Annotated in this window: 13 protein-coding genes and 3 pseudogenes; 5 read left to right on the top strand and 11 right to left on the bottom strand. The window is 62.6% G+C overall.

Features of this window, described 5'->3' with window-relative positions; genetic code table 11:
• Positions 1–110 precede the first annotated feature (110 nt).
• Both HV711_RS33290 and cynS read right to left on the bottom strand, forming a co-directional pair.
• Positions 111–574: pseudogene (locus HV711_RS33290) on the bottom strand (nuclear transport factor 2 family protein); the annotation flags it as partial.
• A pseudogene (gene cynS, locus HV711_RS25455) lies at positions 548–907 on the bottom strand (cyanase); the annotation flags it as partial. The pseudogenes cynS and HV711_RS33290, both read right to left, overlap by 27 nt.
• Between cynS and HV711_RS33995 the strand changes: the two are divergent.
• Complete coding sequence (locus tag HV711_RS33995; RefSeq protein WP_367648585.1) at positions 869–1,318, top strand: VF_A0006 family four-cysteine protein; 450 nt, start codon at positions 869–871, stop codon at positions 1,316–1,318. The pseudogene cynS and the gene HV711_RS33995 overlap by 39 nt on opposite strands.
• A gap of 126 nt (positions 1,319–1,444) precedes the next feature.
• Here the strand turns inward: HV711_RS33995 and HV711_RS25445 are convergent, their stop codons facing one another.
• The 5 genes and pseudogenes from HV711_RS25445 to HV711_RS25425 all read right to left on the bottom strand — a co-directional run bounded on the left by HV711_RS25445 (position 1,445) and on the right by HV711_RS25425 (position 6,043).
• Complete coding sequence (locus HV711_RS25445; RefSeq protein ID WP_028360573.1) at positions 1,445–1,903, bottom strand: YaiI/YqxD family protein; 459 nt, start codon at positions 1,901–1,903, stop codon at positions 1,445–1,447.
• Positions 1,904–1,969: 66 nt separating this feature from the next.
• Positions 1,970–2,490 (bottom strand): annotated as a pseudogene (locus tag HV711_RS25440) (divalent metal cation transporter); the annotation flags it as partial.
• Positions 2,491–2,699: 209 nt separating this feature from the next.
• Positions 2,700–2,849, bottom strand: coding sequence for a hypothetical protein (locus tag HV711_RS25435; protein WP_175145308.1), 150 nt, complete (start codon positions 2,847–2,849; stop codon positions 2,700–2,702).
• Between the two features lie 713 nt (positions 2,850–3,562).
• Positions 3,563–4,690, bottom strand: a complete 1,128-nt coding sequence (locus HV711_RS25430) for a VIT1/CCC1 transporter family protein (protein ID WP_035483439.1) — start codon at positions 4,688–4,690, stop codon at positions 3,563–3,565.
• Between the two features lie 237 nt (positions 4,691–4,927).
• Positions 4,928–6,043 (bottom strand): hypothetical protein, encoded by a 1,116-nt coding sequence (locus HV711_RS25425; protein ID WP_175145306.1) that lies wholly within the window; start codon positions 6,041–6,043, stop codon positions 4,928–4,930.
• A gap of 636 nt (positions 6,044–6,679) precedes the next feature.
• Between HV711_RS25425 and HV711_RS25420 the strand changes: the two genes are divergently transcribed.
• Complete coding sequence (locus HV711_RS25420) at positions 6,680–7,972, top strand: NRAMP family divalent metal transporter (protein WP_013590959.1); 1,293 nt, start codon at positions 6,680–6,682, stop codon at positions 7,970–7,972.
• Between the two features lie 87 nt (positions 7,973–8,059).
• Here the strand turns inward: HV711_RS25420 and HV711_RS25415 are convergent, their stop codons facing one another.
• Positions 8,060–8,263, bottom strand: a complete 204-nt coding sequence (locus HV711_RS25415; protein ID WP_035477561.1) for a hypothetical protein — start codon at positions 8,261–8,263, stop codon at positions 8,060–8,062.
• Positions 8,264–8,443: 180 nt separating this feature from the next.
• On the opposite strand from HV711_RS25415, the gene HV711_RS25410 reads away from it, so the two are divergent.
• Positions 8,444–9,292: a hypothetical protein gene (locus tag HV711_RS25410; RefSeq protein ID WP_028359645.1), complete on the top strand. Its 849-nt coding sequence runs from the start codon at positions 8,444–8,446 to the stop codon at positions 9,290–9,292.
• On the opposite strand, the gene HV711_RS25405 is transcribed toward HV711_RS25410, so the two are convergent.
• Both HV711_RS25405 and HV711_RS25400 read right to left on the bottom strand, forming a co-directional pair.
• Entirely contained in the window at positions 9,273–10,793 is a 1,521-nt protein-coding gene (locus HV711_RS25405; RefSeq protein ID WP_035477560.1) for a GGDEF domain-containing protein, read from the bottom strand. The two genes, HV711_RS25410 and HV711_RS25405, sit on opposite strands and share 20 nt — an antisense overlap.
• A gap of 151 nt (positions 10,794–10,944) precedes the next feature.
• Positions 10,945–14,040, bottom strand: coding sequence for an acetoacetate--CoA ligase (locus HV711_RS25400; RefSeq protein ID WP_035477559.1), 3,096 nt, complete (start codon positions 14,038–14,040; stop codon positions 10,945–10,947).
• Positions 14,041–14,445: 405 nt separating this feature from the next.
• On the opposite strand from HV711_RS25400, the gene HV711_RS25395 reads away from it, so the two are divergent.
• A complete protein-coding gene (locus HV711_RS25395) occupies positions 14,446–15,180 on the top strand; it encodes a cupin domain-containing protein (protein WP_014972406.1) in 735 nt (244 codons plus the stop codon).
• 2 nt (positions 15,181–15,182) lie between these two features.
• The gene (locus HV711_RS25390; protein ID WP_028359641.1) at positions 15,183–16,508 is read left to right on the top strand and encodes an NAD(P)/FAD-dependent oxidoreductase; all 1,326 of its coding nucleotides are present in this window, start codon (positions 15,183–15,185) and stop codon (positions 16,506–16,508) included.
• 58 nt (positions 16,509–16,566) lie between these two features.
• Here the strand turns inward: HV711_RS25390 and HV711_RS25385 are convergent, their stop codons facing one another.
• Entirely contained in the window at positions 16,567–17,451 is an 885-nt protein-coding gene (locus HV711_RS25385) for a LysR family transcriptional regulator (RefSeq protein WP_013590966.1), read from the bottom strand.
• Positions 17,452–17,561 lie beyond the last annotated feature (110 nt).

Genomic DNA, 17,561 nt, shown 5'->3' with positions numbered 1-17,561 from the left:
CAAATTCTTCGTGCGACGGTAGATCAACGACGCCTTGGTCCTACGCATTGTATGCGTCCCGTAAGCCGCGTCGTCGAGTGCAATCGCCGCCGCACGCGCGTTGCGGGCTCTTACAGGCAAAGATCGCGCAAGCCGGGATGATCGTCCGGACGACGTCCCAGCGGCCAGTGAAACTGGCGCTCGGACTCCTTGATCGGCATGTCGTTAATGCACGCGAAGCGGCGCTGCATCAGACCATCCCCGCCGAATTCCCAGTTCTCGTTGCCGTATGAGCGAAACCAGTTACCCGCATCGTCGCGCCATTCGTATGCGTCGCGCACCGCGATACGGTTGCCGTAGAACGCCCACAGTTCCTTGATCAAACGATAGTCGAGTTCCTTGCGCCATTTGCGCTCCAGGAGCGCACGCGCTTCGTCGCGATTGTTCGCGAACTCCGTGCGATTACGCCATTTCGTATCGAGCGATTAGGCGAGCGCGACCTTGGCGGCATCGCGCGAATTCCAGCCGTCTTCCGCGAGACGGACCTTTTCTTTGGCCGATTCAACGCGAACGGCGGAAGCGGCTGACGAACTTCCTGCTGTTGAGTCAACATGACGGCACGCTCGCCGCCTTCGCGGTCCGGCACCTTCTGAATATCGAGCTTGAAATTGATCGCGCTGATGATGCCGCCGCCGAATTTCTCGTGAACCAGTGCCTTCAACGTCGAGCCGTACACCTGCACCATTTCGTAGAAGCGGTAGATGGTGGGATCGGTCGGCACGCCGCCCGGAATGCTGCCGCGCACGGGAATGGTTTTCAGCAGGCACACGGCTTCTGCGTCGAGCCCAAGGCGTTCGGCGACCAGCTTCGCCCCGTTCTCCGGCAGCGCATGCTGACCGAGCAGCGCGGCTGTCGTGTACGCGACGCTCCCGTCCCGATACGCCTCGCTTTGCTAAACTTTTGTCCAAGCCTTTCGATGTGCATCCATTCCGAGCAAATCACATTAATGAAGAGATTCGCCATGCCGATCAGCACGTTACGAGCTTTTAGCTTCCGGGCTGCAATATGCCTGTCGGGATTACTAACGATGCACCCTGCATTGGCGGACAGCGGGGCATCATATGACGAGTGTTTACTTGTCGGGCTGCGCGACGCGCGTAGTCAGGTCGCCTCGAACTATATTCAGCGGTCGTGCTACGCACTATATAGAAATAGCGAAATGCTGCTGCCGCGTGAGCGGGCCTATCACGAGTGCATTGTCCAAAACATGCCGGGAGCCAGGGAGCAATTCGCGATCATGCAGATCAATGCAATCTGTTCTCGGCGAGGGCAACTCTGAAAACCGGCGTCGATTCCCGCCACGGCCATCGCACCGGCATAGGCGTCCGCTCAACCGGCTCCCGGCCGCGGCATGGCTAACAGACCCGCAGCAACGTTTCTTCCTGTCTCCCGGCTATGGCGCGTGTCAACGTGGTGCGTCGCGACGGCGTGCCAGGAAACGGTCCAGCTGTGCCGCAAATGCTTTGCTGTCGCCTGCTGCGTAAGGTGTGGGGCCGCCTGTCTGCACACCTGAGTTGCGCAACTGATCCATTACTTCGCGCATCGTCAGGCGCTCCTGAATATTCTCGGAGCTAAACCACGTTCCCCGCGGGTCGAGTACGTGAGCGCCCTTGTCGAGGGCGGCAGCGGCGAGAGGTATGTCCGCTGTAATCACAAGGTCACCGTCCTCGACGAGTTCAACGATACGGTTATCGGCCGCATCAAAGCCGTGTGCCACCTGGAGCGCCTTGATGAACCGGGAAGGTGGCGTTCGCAGATACTGATTCGCGACCAGCGTGACGCACACTTCAACGCGCCGGGCTGCCCGAAACAATATCTCCTTGACGGCAACCGGGCAGGCGTCTGCGTCGACCAGCACTTGCATCGTGGTGTTTCCGATAGGAGGAGGAAATCATCATACTACTGCTTACGCCCTGATTCCAGGCGCATCCTACCCCATCGGTGCAGCATCCCTCAGTGAATGGCTATCTGCACGACTTTCACGATGACAAGACCCACCGCAACGACGAGGTAGGTGCGCAGCACACCCATCCACACGCGCGTCGACAAGCTCAGGTGCTGCGGCGCCGGCAGATCTTCGAGCGGCGGCATACGCCACGTGTTGCGCGACTCCTTCAGGGCAGTACGACTGAGCGGCAACTCATCATCCGCGCCAGCTCCACCGCGCAGTTTGCGCGAGAGCTCCACTGTCGCGTATATGACCGCGCCCACCGCGCATCCGACCACGAGAAGCTTGAGAATCGCGGCACCGCTGATATCCGGATACACGGTAGCCGCCGTGAGGATGATCGAAAGAACCACGAGCACGGCAAACACGGCGCCCGTAAACACGTTGACTTTCGTCGAATTGACCCACGGGCCGAGCACGGCCTTGTCATTGCACAGAAGCAGCAGAAATACCGTTGCGCTCGGCAGCAGCACGCCGGCCAGCGTCTGCACGGCCTCGGTAAGGTGGGCGATCGTGCCGAGCGCGCCCTTGATATCACCCACGTGTGCGTCGTCGAGCACGGCGCTTTGACGTTGCGTGAGGTTTGCGGGAGTGGTTGACATTTCCGTTCATTCCTCAGCAGTGCTACGTGAAATCGATGATTGACGCGTGGCGCGTCCTTCCGCCTGCCGGCGCTGCGACAGCCGGCAGGCAGGCGGCCACGCATGGCCCTTCAGCGGGCTAGCTTCTTAAGCGCCGCACAGATGGCGCCGGCTATGCGAGCCAATGTGTGTGAACGGCCGTCGAGCGCGAGCATGCCGTTGTAATGCGTGCGAGCTTCCTCGACATGCGGCAGTTGTGAAACGAGCAGAGCGAAGCGCATGGTGATTCCTCCAGATTCCAGATGCTTGAAACGTGGCGCCGTCGATCAGGCATGCCCCCGTTTCACTTCGCGCGCTTCGACATGCTCGAGCGTGGGAGGAACGTGTGCGGCCCGATGTCAGGCGGAGCGCCCTGCGTTCGGCGAGAACGCCGGGCGAGTCGTGCAGGGATAAGGCTCGGGGTCGGGCATCGTGAACTCCTCTGTGACTCGAGTCCGGTTCATGTTTGACGGACGTGTTCAACCGCACGCTCGATCCGGCACGAATGGCGTGCGCGAAAAAGAGCGTGAACGAACGGCGGCACGAGCCAAGGGCCCGGCGCGCCGGGTCGCGTAGACGAATGTGCGCAACAACGCACGCGTCGACGACGGCGGCCAATCGAAAAGATGCGCGGGTGAGGAACGGCGGAAGCTACTGCGGCGCGCACCGTCTGCCTGCTGGCAGGACGGCGGCTAAGGAAGAATTTAGGCGGGCGTCGTGCCGGTCAGGCAGAAAAACTGTTCGAAGGTCGACTACTGCAACTGTCCAAGGCAAATGCCCCTTTCGTGGAAACACGCGAATTCTAGTGACGGCGCACAAGCCAAGTCAACGACTATTTATAAGTTTTTTCTTTCGAATCCGTTACTTCCGGCGAATGCAAATGATTCGCACGCCTTTTCGTTTGCCGCTCGCGCAACGACGGCCTCTACGCTGGAGATCTAAGCATCCGCCCGCTCTATGAAACCGACACGCCTAACAGCCGGCCCACGCCGAACGTGAACGCGGCGGCGATCAGGCCAATGGCGACTTGCCGCAAAGCGGAGAAGGCCGCGCTTCGGCCATTGAATAACGATGTGAAGACGCCGATAGCTGCGAGCGAGAGCGCGCTCAGAACAATGCATTGCGCAATGGCCGGGAACCCGTGGGTCCACAGGAACGGCATGGCCGGGAAAATGGCGCCAAGCGAGAAAAGGCAGAAGGAAACAGCAGCCGCGGACCATGGATTGCCGCCCAGTTCCGCCGGGTCCAGGCCCAGCTCTTCCCGCGTCAGCGTATCCAGCGCCTTGTCCTTGTCGCGCATCATCTGCGACGCTACCCGCTTCGCCTCGTCCGGTCCGAGGCCTTTCGCACGATAAATCAGCGCGAGTTCGTGTTCTTCTGCATCGGGCGACATCTTCAGTTCGTCCGCCTCCTTGGCAATCTGAGTGCGAGCGAGCTCGCGTGCGTTGGTCACCGAAAGCCATTCGCCCAACGCCATCGAGCAGGCGCCGGCTATCAGTCCGGCGAGCCCCGTCAGAAGGATTGCCTTGTTGCCGGTACCAGCACCTGCCACGCCCATAATCAGGCAAAAGTTGGAGACGAGACCGTCGTTTGCACCGAGCACGGCCGCACGCAGATCGTTCCCCGACGAGACACCCTTGTGCCATGACTCGGCCGCAGCAATGCGAGCGCCCTGCGACATTCCCGGGTCGCTGCCATGAGCCAGTGTTTCTACCACAGCGGCGTGGTGATGCTCGTCAGCCGACATGTGGCCCGCGTCAGGTTGCCCCTGATACTTGTTTCGGTCCGCGTATTCGGCTGCAGCGAGCGTGGGCAAGACAAAGGCGGCACCGAAAACGTGAACCAGGGCTCGCATCATGCGCGTCTTGAGGGCCGGACCGGTTCGCCTGGCGGACATTCCATTGGCGCTTAGCTTGTCCGCCCACACCTGCGCATGTTCGCGCTCCGACCTGGCGAGGTCTTTATATACCTGCTTGCGGGTCTCATCCTTTTCAGCGTGCGCAAGGGTTTCGTATAACGCGGCGCTGTGCAGCTCATCCGAAAAGTTGGCCCTGAACCTTTTAATTTCTTTTTTCGATGCCATGGTGAAGTCGAGTGCCGTATCTCTCCTTCCGTAGCGTAAGCGATTCTGGCGCTTCTGAACGCAATGTCCCTGCAACGCGTTGTAACCGAGAACGTCAACGGTTCTCAAGTCGATTTGGAGGGTCGCGGCCTGCCAGCCCTGCGCCGGCACGCAGGCCAGAAAGCGCGAAAAGCTATCCGGATTGGGAGGACGTGCTATACGCAGCACGTCCCCACCTGGAGTGCCCAATCTCAGCGCCTACACATTCGGCGTCGCGCTCTGCGGGTCCGCCGGTGTGGCGGGATCGGCACTCTGCAGCGGCGGCGCGTAGAGGATCACGTTGGGCAGCCGCGGGTTGGTCGTGTCGGTGCTGTCCAGCACGCGCGACTGAATGGTCGTGTTATCCGTCACGCCCCAGAAGTTGTTCGAGAAGTCGAGCGAATGAACCGTCGACGCGTCATAAGTGCCGTGTGACTCGATCACGATGCGATTCACATTCGGTGAATCCTTCTTGAAAAGAAACGAGTTGCGTTGCGCGATGCCGGTGGGCGCCTGTCCGTTGGCCGGGAACGCGTCGATCAGCACGAGCGCATCGACCATGTTGATGAACAGGTTGTTCTGCACGAAGACCGACGGATCGAAAGCGAAGGCCGCCGAGTCGACAAACGTATTGCCCTTCACGGTTGCCGACCTGCTCAGGCGCGGGTAGCCGTTCGTGCCGGCCTGATAAGTCGTCACGCCATTGCGGACAATGGGCGTGACGTTCAGGTGCGTGGCCTGGCTGAAGGTCATCGAAAACGGTGCGGCGTCGTTGATCTGGACGAATGCGTCCTGCAACACGGTATGCGTGATGCTCACCGTGCCACCGCCCGCATCCGGAGCGAGTGACGTGTTGGCGGCCGTCACGCCGAGCAGTTGAACGGGCCCCTGGCTTCCCACGTTGAGCGTGCCCGCGACGTTGATGATGCCTTTGGTGGGAATCGTCCCCACGCAATCACTCGTGCAGGGCACCGCGCGATAGGTCTCCACGATCGTGTTGTCCGGCATCGTCAATGTGACGCCGGGCGCGACCCGCACGGTGCCGGCGAGGAAATACGGAGAGCCGCTTGCCGGCCACGTGGTGTTCGCGGTGATGACGGTTCCGTCGGGAATCACCGTGTTTGGCTGCACATAAACATAGGCGGTCACGAGGTTGCCGTTTGCGTCGGTGCAGACCTTGGCAGGGTCCGTCGTGTAAGGGCCGTCTGTGCAGGCCTTGGGACTCGTGGACGAAGGTGTTGCCGATGCCGTGGTGGCGCTGCCGCTGCCGCCCCCTCCTCCGCCTCCGCATGCAGCCAGCAACAGGACGAAGAGTAAGCCTGGATATTTTTTCATTTGAAGGTCCCCGTATCGCGCTTATTGTTCTGGAACATCGCTGTCGTACTGTGTCAGCGATTCGTGCGGTGGATCTTTACACGCCGCGCTGCGAGTAACTGTGGTCTGAGACACAAAAATGGTGCAAGACGATGGAGTCTGCCGTCTACCGCACATGCCTTTCAGGCATTGGCTTTGCTCTTGTGCGTCTGTGTTTGCGTCTGTGTTTGCGTCTGTGTTTGCGTCTGTGATTGCGGCGCGCCGACGGCCAACCGTTCAGCGAATCGATCTACTTTTCAAGGAGCACCAAATGCGAGGCATTCAATCGACGCTTGTACTTCTGGCCGCATTGGCCGTTGCCAGTACCGCGGGTGCGCAAGCGGGCGGCAACGGCAACGGCGGATCAGGCGGCGGCAACGCACACGGGGCGGCGACCGCGGCCCCGACCGCCGGAGGAGACAACACGTCGGCACCCACCAGTACCCACCCGAGCCACCATCGTTCGCACAAGCACCACAAGCATCAAAGCCGGCGCCAGCCACAGTAGCGGGAGGCGCGCATCGCTTTGGCTCCAGGGTCGCGCTGGCGCAATGACATTGCACGCGGCCGCCAGCCGTCAGGTCCGCAATTTGCTCCACGGACAACAAGGGGCAGAACATGGACGACGACAAACTGATAGAGCCGGAAGCAGCTGTGCGCGACCCTGTCGAGCGGTCATGGATCAAACGACTGGGGCCGGGACTCATCACAGGTGCGGCAGACGATGACCCGTCAGGGATCGGCACATACTCGCAGGCCGGGGCACTTTTCGGGTTCAACCTGCTGTGGACGATCCTGCTCACCTATCCGTTGATGACAGCGATTCAGCTAGTAAGCGCACGGGTTGGGCGGGTGACCGGAAAAGGCCTCGCCTCCAACATGCGCGCGCATTACCCGCCATGGCTGTTGTACGGCGCGGTCTTCCTGCTCCTCGTCGCGAACGTGATCAACATCGCGGCAGACCTTTCAGCGATGGGCGCCGCGGTCGGATTGCTGGTGCACGGTCCGGAGCACTTTTATGTCGTCTTCCTCGGACTGTTCTCCATTGCGCTTCAGATATTCGTTCCCTACGACCGGTACGCGAACTTCCTGAAATGGACCGCCCTGTCGCTTCTCGCCTATGTCGCCGTCGCGGTGATCGTGCCGATCCGTTGGCCGGACGTTGCGCGTGCAGTTGTGCTGCCGCACGTCTCACTGACATCCGACTATCTGACGACGGTCGTCGCTGTACTCGGGACTACGATCAGCCCGTATCTATTTTTCTGGCAGGCATCGCAGGAAGTCGAGGAAATGCGCGCGGCACCGGGGCAAGGACCGTTGCGCCGCGTGCCGTATCAGGCGCCGGCGCAGTTACGCCGGATCAGCTTCGATACATGGGTCGGCATGGGCGTGTCGAACTTCGTTGCTTTTTTCATCATGCTCACGGCGGCCGCGACGCTCCACCTGCATCACATTGATGTGAAAACATCCGCAGACGCCGCGCGAGCGCTCGAGCCGCTTGCCGGGCGATTCGCCTACGTGCTGTTTGCTCTCGGCATCATCGGGACGGGTCTTCTCGCGCTTCCCGTTCTCGCAGGATCGGCCGCGTATGCCGCCGCCGGGAGCTTCCGCTGGCGTAGCAGTCTCGCGCTGCATCTGACGCTTGCGCGCGAGTTTTACGCGGTGATTGCGCTCGCCATTGTCGGCGGTGTTGCCATCACCTTCATGCACTTCGATCCGATTCGCGCGCTCTACTGGAGCGCCGTGATCAACGGTGTGACTGCCGTACCGATCATGATCGTCATGATGCTGATGGCGCGTAGCAGGCGCGTGATGGGGCAATTCGCCGTCACCGGCCCGCTGGCCTGGGGAGGATGGCTCGCGACGCTTGCCATGGCGGTCGCCTCGATAGGCGTCTTCGTGCCGTCGTAGGAATCGCTTGCAGGCTCGATATCGAACCATCAGGGCAGTTTCATCCGATCTCCGTTTCTACATCTGCGAACACGAGCCGAACGTCGGCTACGGCGCCGCGCCCGACTGCTGCACCACCTCCGGGAGCAGCACGGCAGCGGAAAACTCGGCCGTGAGAGCCTGTCTCTGCGCTTGCAGCCAACCTTTCAGATCGACGTTCTTACCTCGCTGTAGTGAGAGCAATAACAGCAGCGCCACCGCGACATGGAGCCAGAAGACCGACTTCTCCAGGTTTGCGTATTCGTGTTCCATGTTCGCCCTCCTGCCATCCGACGGATCGGGCGAGGCCCGCCTTCGCCCATATGACAAACGACTATAGGCGAAGCATATTGAAACGCCGCTTCAATCCGGCCGTCGACGCACCGTTTTACTCTTGCTAGACTGAATAAGCCGTTGTCGCCGTCGTAGATCGCCTCGGCACCAGGAGGCCGTATGAGCGTCCGCTTCGAAACGCGAGACCGTACCGCGATCGCCGCGCGTGCCGGGAAGATACTGCGGACCTCGGCAGTGGTGATGGGCGCTGCAATCCCCTTTGCGGGATGTGGCGGAGGCGACGATAGCGGACGAGCAGCCGCCTTCGCGACCGCCGACGAGGCGAGTCCGCATGAACAAGTTGTGAACCCGTATGTCGTGTCGCTCGACATGGAGTTCCGGAGCAAGACATACAGTCAGTGGGCGGTTTCGTTCTGGCAGTGGGTGCTCGGATTGCCGGTCGGCCCCCTGCCCCATCCATTCGAAGACTGCAACCATCGGCCTATTTCAGCCGCGCAAACGGGAAACGTATGGTTCTGGGCCACGCCCGCTGCGGTGCAGACGATCTGCAACCAGGCGGCGAGCACCATTCCTGCGGGCACCTCAATCTTCCTGCTGGTCCTCGACGGCGCGTCGCTCTTCCTGCCCTTGGTCGACGGACCGAATTCGCTCGACAATCCGCCCATCCGCACATTCACCGCCGATCAGTTGAAGATTGCCAGCGCCTTTACAAACGACATTCGCGGTCTGTTCTGCACGGTAGACGGCGTGGCCGTCGACAACATCGCGGCCTATCGCACGAAGACCGGCATATTCCCGTTTTCCGCGCCTAGTCCATGGATTTTCGGTCATACAGGCGGATCGGCGACGGCCGTCGCCGACGGCTATTACCTGATGATTCAACCGCTGCCAGCGGGGCTGCACACTATTCACTATGGCGGGAAGTTCGTCGTTCCAGCCGGCGTATTCGAAGCCGGCCAGTCCGTCATCGCCAAAGACGTCACGCTTATTATCCGGGTTGGCTCATAGCGCTCGCCGCTCTCACGCAATTGCGGCCCGCACTTTTCGCTTCGTAAAGCGCGATGTCCGCGGCCTTCGTCAGCTCCTCGCAGGTGGAAGGAGACGCGCGTCGCCCAGTCGCGCAGCCGATGCTGACCGTGAACGGATGAACGGCAGCGCTGCCGGCCTCGCGCCCGGTTTGCCAGGAGCTTTCCAGTTGCTCGCGGATGCCCTCGGCAACACGGTAGGCGCCCGCGGCGTCCGTGTCCGGCAACACGACCACGAACTCTTCGCCGCCATACCGGGCGACGCAATCGCCGCGACGGTGAACGCGCTGCACGATGCGGGCGGCAAGATGCTTCAACGCCTTGTCGCCTTCTGCGTGACCGTATTGGTCGTTGTATTGCTTGAAATGATCGGCGTCCACGAATAGCACCGACAGATGGCTGTCGTTGCGCTGCAATCTGTCCCATTCGTTTTGCAGTACCTCGTCGAGCGCCCGGCGGTTCTTGAGACCAGTGAGCGGGTCGGTCTGCGTGAGCTCGGTCAGGCGGTCTCCAGCGAGCGCGCGGTCTCGCAACGCAAATGCCAGCAGCCAGACGACTGCGCAAAACGCGAAGCTGATGGCGCAGGCGGAAACACCCACCATCCACGCAAGCGTTCGCCATGAGGCGAGGATGTCGTCGAGTGCGGGCGCGACGACGGCAATGAGCGGCGTGCCGGGCACACGTTCAAACGTATAGAGCCTCAGCACGCCGTCAGTGGAAGAACGCGCCGTGTAGAAGCCGGATTCGTGATTCACCATCCGCGGAAAGGTCAGCGACTTGCTGAAGTTCCGTGTGAACGCTGCGGCGAGAGCGGGATTTCTCGCGACGAGCGTGCCATCGGTGCGAACAATCGCCGTGACGCCGCGCGAGCCGACGTCGAGCCCATCCAGCAGGCGCCTGAAATATTCCACGTCGATCGCGACCAGGGCTATGCCCTTGAAGGAGCCGTCCGCGTTAGTGATCCGTCGGCTGAGCGCCATCGAGTCTACGCCGCCGCGCGAGCGCGCCTGATAGACCGCAGAGATATACAGGCCGAGCTTGTTCGACTGCCGATGCACGAGAAAGTAATCGCGGTCGCTAAAGTTCCAGTGATGCGTGCGCGAACAGCAGCCGTCTATCAACTGTCCGCGCTCGTCGGTCACGCCCATGCCCGTCACGTAACGCGTAGCGGCCGTGGGGCTGAACAGCAGCTCATGCCGCACGCCCGCGTCCATGTGCTGAACGGCGGGCTTATCGAGTGCGGCAATGAGCGCCTGCAACGATTGATCGGACGAATCGATCGTCCGCGAAATGTTGCTCGACAATACGGCGGCTACGTTTCGGGACGTCTCGTGAGCGTGCAGGATCGCTGTGTCGCGCGCGGCGACGAGCGTGAGCAGGCTCACGCCCAGGACACTCGCCGCCAGCAGCATGCCGAGCGCGCCCACGATGAACGGATGGCGACCCGCGATAATGGCCGCTCGCCCGACAGGGTTAGGAAACACGATAATCGTCTTGTAATGTGCCGATCTTGCTTAAAGCGATGTGAATACGACCGCGACGTGGAAACTGACAGTCGGATTATCGGCAAGCAAAGACGAAAAATTGAGTGTTTCAGTTTATTTTTATCCGAGCGTCGACACTTCCGCGCCGATGTCATGATTCGCCGAGACCGCGATCGAGCGCCGCCGCGACGAACTGCACATTCGGTTCGACGATCAGATCGGAATGGTCGCCCGACACCTCCGCCACGACGAGCCCGGCACGCGCCACGCGCCGCCACAGCGGCAGCGGATCGCCATAAGCATCCTGCAGAACCGCTGCGCGCACGTAGACGATGGGGCATGCGTCGTAAGGCTTCGGACGATACGTGGTCATCGCGACGCGCATCGTTTCGCGTATGTGCCGCATCGCCGGCGGCAGCACAGCGGTGTACGCTTCCGGCCTGCGCGCCATGCGGCCAACGCGCATCCGCAATTGATCCGCGACGCCTGTAAACCGGTCTTTCACGTACCCCGGCAGGCGTGCGGCCGGCAGCGCTCTCACCGTGCGCCAATGCATGCGTAAAGAAGCGGCGCGACGTTGTAGCTGTGCGCTCCAAGGGCGGCAGTGCTCGTCGACGTAGGTATCGAGCAGGAACAGCAAATCGATCCGCTCGCCGGCACGACGCAGTTGCTGCGCAATCTCGAATGCCACGAGACCGCCGAACGAATAGCCGGCCAACGCATACGGCCCTTTGGGCTGCACGGTGCGCATCTGCTCGATATAGCTCGCGGCCATGTCTTCCACGCGCAGCAGCGCCGGCTGCTCGCCTTCCAGACCGCGCGCCACCAGTCCGTAAACCGGGCGACGGCTTTTCAGAGAATCGACCAATGCGAGGCACTCCATCACCGAGCCGCTCGCGCTGTGGATCAGGAATAGCGGCACGCCGGTTCCCGCGCGCACCGGCACGAGAGTCGGCGAAGACGACGGCAATGCGTCCTCCCAGATCAGCGAGGCGAGCCGCGAGATGGTCGGCGCGATCATCAGCATGGCGAGTGGGATGACGCGTCCGGTCGACTGGCGTATTTCGGCAAACAGGCGCATCGCAAGCAGCGAATGGCCGCCCAGGTCGAAGAAGTTGTCGTCGCGGCCGATCGGTGCCATGCCGAACAGCTTCTCCCACTGCGCCTGCAGGTGGGCTTCGAGCTGTTCGCGGGTCTCGCCCACCGGCGGCAGTTCGCGCGCGGCCAGATTCAACGCCGGATGAAGCCGGATGGCGTCGAGACACTCGGGGTTGCGTAGTGCCGCCGTGTTGCCGACCGGCAGTCCGTTGACCGCGCAGCGCGCCGCCGCTTCGGAGAGCTTGCCGTTGTGCGTGAGCGGCAAAGCATCGACAGCAATGATCCGGTCGGGCACATGAGCCGGCGACGCGCGGCGCGCGAGGTCGCGGCGCACGCGGGCGGCGAGCGCGCCGTTCAACCCTGCACCCTTGTTCAACACCAGCAACAGCACGAGCCGCGACTCGACCTGCTGCGTATCCCGCGAATTCGCGGACGCATGACGCACCTGCTGCTCGACTACCAGCGCCTCGCGAACTTCGGGAATATCGTTCAACACCCGATAAATCTCGCCGGGACCGACGTTGATGCCGCGTACATTCAGCACGCCGTCGGAGCGGCCATGCATGCGCACGGTGCCTTGCGGCGACAGCGAAATCAGATCGCCATGCGTCCATACACCTGGATTGCTTGCGAAATAGGCGGCATGAAACGCCTTGCCGTCGGTATCGCCGAAGAATCCGAGCGGACGCGAAGGGAACGGATTCACGCAAACAAGCTGACCGACGCCCGCGGTTTTCGATCCCTCGTCCCATGCCTGTACATCGAGCCCGAGACTGCGGCATTGCGCCTCGCCCGCATACACCGGAACGTTAGGATTACCTAGCACAAAGCAGCCGATGATGTCGGTGCCGCCCGAGATGGACTGCAGCGGCAGCGGCTTCACATGATTGCGCACCCAGTCGAACTGCGAGTCGTACAGCACGGCGCCGGTGGACAGCATCGCGCGCAGGGCGCCGAGATCGAACTGCGTCTTCGGCTGCAGGCCCGCATCTTCCGACATCTTCAGATACGCGGGGCTGGTGCCGAACACGGTGACGCGCTCGTCTGCGACGAGACGCCACAGCGTGTCGACGGTGGACACCGGCCCATCGTAGGTCACGATCTCCACGCCGGACGCAAGCGCCGACAACTGCCAGTTCCACATCATCCACGCGCAGCTCGTGTGAAAGTACATCCGGTCGCGAGGCGCGAGATCGGTATGCAGCCGGTGCTCCTTCAGATGCTCGATCAGCGTGCCGCCGGCGCCATGCACGATGCACTTCGGCTTGCCGGTCGTCCCCGACGAAAACATGATGAAAAGCGGATGGTTGAAGGCGAAGCGCTGCCACACGAAACCGCTCGCGTCGCCGTTATCGAGCAGTTCGGCAAGCGCGTGGATCGGCTGGGTGACCGTGCTCGGCAAGCTGCCGTCGTCGAGGCGCACAACCGCTTGCAGGGACGGCAGCGCGGCCGCGAGTTCCGCGATGTTGCTCGCCACCGGTTTGCCGGTGTCGAATGGGCGCGCCGCGGTATGTGCAAACAACAGTCGCGGAGCCAGCGGCTGGAAGCGATCGCGGATCGATTCGACGCCCATCTCGGGCGCCGCGGTCGACATGGTCGCGCCAAGGGCCGTCACGGCCAACGTGCTGACAATAGCCTCGACGTCGTTGCGCATCACGCCGACCACGCGGTCGCCTTCGCGCAGGCCGAGCGCCGACAGCGCCTGCGCGAGACGCGCGACCTGCTCGCGCAGTTCGGCGCGCGTGAGGCGCACGCGGCTGCCGTCGGCGTGACAGGCGGTGAGCGCGGGTGCGTCGGCCGATGCCGTTGACGGCGCCAGCAGGACGTCCGCGTAGTTGAGTTTCATCTGCGGAAAAAAGACCGCGTGTTCGCAGTCGTCGCCGATGCAAACCGGTTCGGCGTCGCCTGAGTATGCATCGCCTAGCGCCCATTGCACGAAGCATCGCCAGAAGGTCCGAAATTCGCGGACGGAAAACTCGTACAGGGCTTCGTGGTCGGGCAGCGGCTCGCCCGTGCAGCGTCGCAGGAACGCCGTAAACGCCGTCAACTGCGACGCGTCGATCCGTTCAGGCGAGCTCGTGTAGAAGGGTGTGCGTCCGGACGTGTCGCCATACGCACGCGAGGCGCCCGGGAAGTCGAAGCGATCCATCCAAACCCCATGTTCAGCGTGCGGACACCATTGAAATGCGGCGGGCGCGTCGCGCGCGACGTTGGCCGGCCGCCGATGACAATACGGGCATAGCGTAGCCAACCGAATGAACGCGCTCCGTGCGACATCGAACACTCGTCGGGGGCGCCTGGAAGGAGGGCGCGCGCCGGGCAGCCGGTTTGCAGATTCGCCCGCTGGAACCTCCCCGGGTTGCCTCGCCGGCATAAGCGGAATGCCTGCGTGGCAACCCGTTAAGGGGTGTGACCGCAGACCGTGCTGTGAGCCCGGCTCACAATGGATGGATTTGCGTTGTTTGCCGGCTCAAATCAGTGCGCCCTGATTTTTTCGAGCTGGTTAAATGGCTGACAGCAAGCAATCATCGTCGGGCAATTCATAGGAGCCAAAGTGAGCGCAGCATTTGTATTGCACCGTGCCGAAGGAGCGCCGTTTTCGACCGCTTTCCGCCGCGGCGCATTTGGCCGCAACGATCCCTTCGCGCGACACCGGGAAATCGCCTGGGAAGGACCGGACGCGATGGCAGCGGGTCGTGTCAGCTTCATCGGCGAGCTCGCTGTGGAGCACTTTCCCCACATCGAAACCATCGTCGTCGTGGAAGGAACGCTCACGCTGGAAGCGGCCGGAATGGCGCCGTTGGAGCTGGGTCCGCACGAAGGGGCCGTGATCGGCTGCGGTACCGCGCTGCGCATGAGAGCCGAATTCCGCACGCGTTTCCTGTTCTGCGCCGCCGCCTGCGCGCGGCCGACGAAGACCGGCCTCACGCCTTTACGCGCCGACGCCGATTTCAAGCCGTCGGCCACCCTGCCGGCGGAGGTGCTGCTGGGACCGGCTCCTGCATGCCGCAGCGACAATGTCTTCAGCGAGGACGACGCAGCGTACAAAGCGGGTACGTGGGACTCGACGCCGTACCACCGGATTATTCGTCCGCATGGTGTGAACGAATTCATGCACCTTCTCGCCGGCAGCGTGCAGTTCGCCGCGCCGGATGGCAGCGTGCTGTCGCTCAGCGCCGGGGACGCGCTTTTCGTCCCGCGAGGTGCACCGATAGGGTGGGAAAGTCGCGAGCGCGTGGCCAAATTCTATGTGGTTCAAAACGTCCAGTCTTCCGTCGAACGAGATTAATCATGTCCCCTCCGCTGCGCCACCTGCGCACTTCGCCCACGCTGCCCGCCGCCGCTGACGTGGTGGTGATCGGAGGCGGCATCATCGGTGTATTTGCCGCCTACTATCTGGCGCGGCGGGGTGTGTCCGTCGCGCTCGTCGAAAAAGGAAGGGTCGGCGCCGAACAGTCCAGCCGAAACTGGGGCTGGTGCCGGCAGCAGAACCGTGACGCACGCGAGTTGCCGATGGCGAGCAAAAGCCTTGACCTTTGGGAGCGATTTGCCATCGAGTCAGGGGAAGATACGGGCTTTCATCGCTGCGGGCTGCTGTATCTGAGCAATGACGACGCCGAGTTGGCTCGTTGGGCCAATTGGGGCGACTTCGCAAAGACGGCGGGCGTGACGACCTACATGCTCGATAGCCGGCAAGCCGCCGAACGGGGCAAGGTGACCGGCCGGGCCTGGAAGGGCGGCGTCTTCTCGCCCACCGACGGCACGGCGGATCCCGCGAAAGCCGCGCCCGCCGTGGCCGCCGCGTTGATGAAACTCGGGGGCAGCGTCACTCAGAATTGCGCCGCGCGTGGCATCGAGCTGGAGGGCGGCCGGGTCTGCGGCGTCGTGACCGAAGCCGGCGTCATCAGGACCCGCACCGTCGTTCTCGCAGGGGGTGCATGGGCCTCCGCGTTCTGCCGCCAGTTGGGCATCCGCTTTCCTCAAGCTTCGATCCGACAATCCATTCTGAGTGTTGCCCCTGTGGAGCACCGCTTGCCGGATGCCCTCTTCACGTCCGGCGTCTCCGTTACGCGTCGAACCGACGGGCGCTACGCGCTGGCCATTAGCGGGCGTGCGCGCGTCGATGTGACGCCCCAGTTTCTGCGGTTCGCTCCACATTTCGTACCCATGTTCGCCAAGCGTTGGCGCAACCTTCTTCCGGGCGGCCTGGAGGGTATTCGGGGTGGGCATGAAACGCTGAAGCGATGGCGGCTCGACGCGCCGACTCCCATGGAGCGCGTACGCATTCTCGATCCGAAGCCTGACCGCGCAGCGGTCGCCGAAACCCATCGCCGCGCCGTCGAACTGCTGCCGGAACTTCGCGAAGCGAGGATCACCCATGCGTGGGCCGGTTTCGTCGACAGCACGCCGGACGGCGTACCGGGTATTGGCGAAGTGCCGGGCGTGCCCGGGCTGATCCTCGCCGCGGGCTTTTCGGGGCACGGTTTCGGCATTGGGCCCGGCGCCGGACACCTGATCGCGGACCTTGCCAGCGGTGCAGACCCGATCGTGGATCCCACGCCGTATCAGCCCGGCCGATTTGCCCAGTCGGCGTGGGGCAAGGTCGCTGATTTCTAAGCACACCTCATCTATGTGATTGCAGATCAACGAGGTTCGTGCGGCCGTGCATGCAACGCTAGGCCAGTCGCAAATCCCACAGTACGTCGAGTACGTGTTGCGTGGAACGCTCGACGTACCCCGCGCGATGCGCGATACCAAGCCGGCGCCACAATGCCGGGCGTAGCGGACGCATGACAATGCCCCTCTCCGGCACTGGCGTCGTCGCCTCATGGGGCAACAGCGCGGCGCCGTAACCTGCCGCAACCAGGCTCTTGATCGCGTCGTTGTAGTTGAGCTGAATGCGCGGCGCGGGATGGCACCCGCCGCTCGCGAACCACTCGGCAGTCAGACGCGAGAGATGCGTGGTCGCGTCATTGAGAATGAGAGGCTGATCGGCGAGCCATTCGGGTGTCACGCGAGCCGGACACCGCCAATGTGCGGGCACAAAAGCCCTCACCGGGTCGCGGCGCCAGGGCTTTATCACGAGCCCGGCCACCGGCGGCTGAGGCAGCGCGACCAGCCCGACATCCAGCGTTCCATCCACCAGCCGGGACAAGGTTTCCTGCGAAGTAAGCACGACGATCTGAATGTCGATGGCGGGATGATGCTCGCGCAGAACCTCGAGCGCTTGCGGCAGTACGTGTGCGATCACGCCCGTGGACGCGCCGAGACGCGCACGCCCTTCGAGCCCCTCTACCTGGCGTTGAATATCGTCTAACGCCTGCTCCGCGTCGGCGAGAAGCCGGCGCGCTCGCTCCACCAGTACCTCGCCTATGGACGTCGGCCCCACATGCCCGCGCTTGCGTGACAGGAGCGGAGCGCCAATGCGCTGCTCCAGTTCGGCAATGTGGAGGCTCACAGTGGGCGGCGCCAGGTGCAATGCCCGCGCCGCATCGGCAAATGAGCCATGCTCGGCTACGGCGACCAGCGTGCGCAAGCGGTCCAGACTGATTTCTCGCATGGCGGCGTCCCGATTCAGGAAAACTGAATCTCTGCGTTGTGAAATTCAACTTTCCCTATTCTATCCACCCGCGCACTATAGCGGCTCGTTTTGCCTGTCATAACCACAGT

This window comes from Paraburkholderia phenoliruptrix (assembly GCF_902859825.1).
Lineage (GTDB): Bacteria > Pseudomonadota > Gammaproteobacteria > Burkholderiales > Burkholderiaceae > Paraburkholderia > Paraburkholderia phenoliruptrix.
This window is presented reverse-complemented; position numbering and strand designations above follow the sequence as displayed.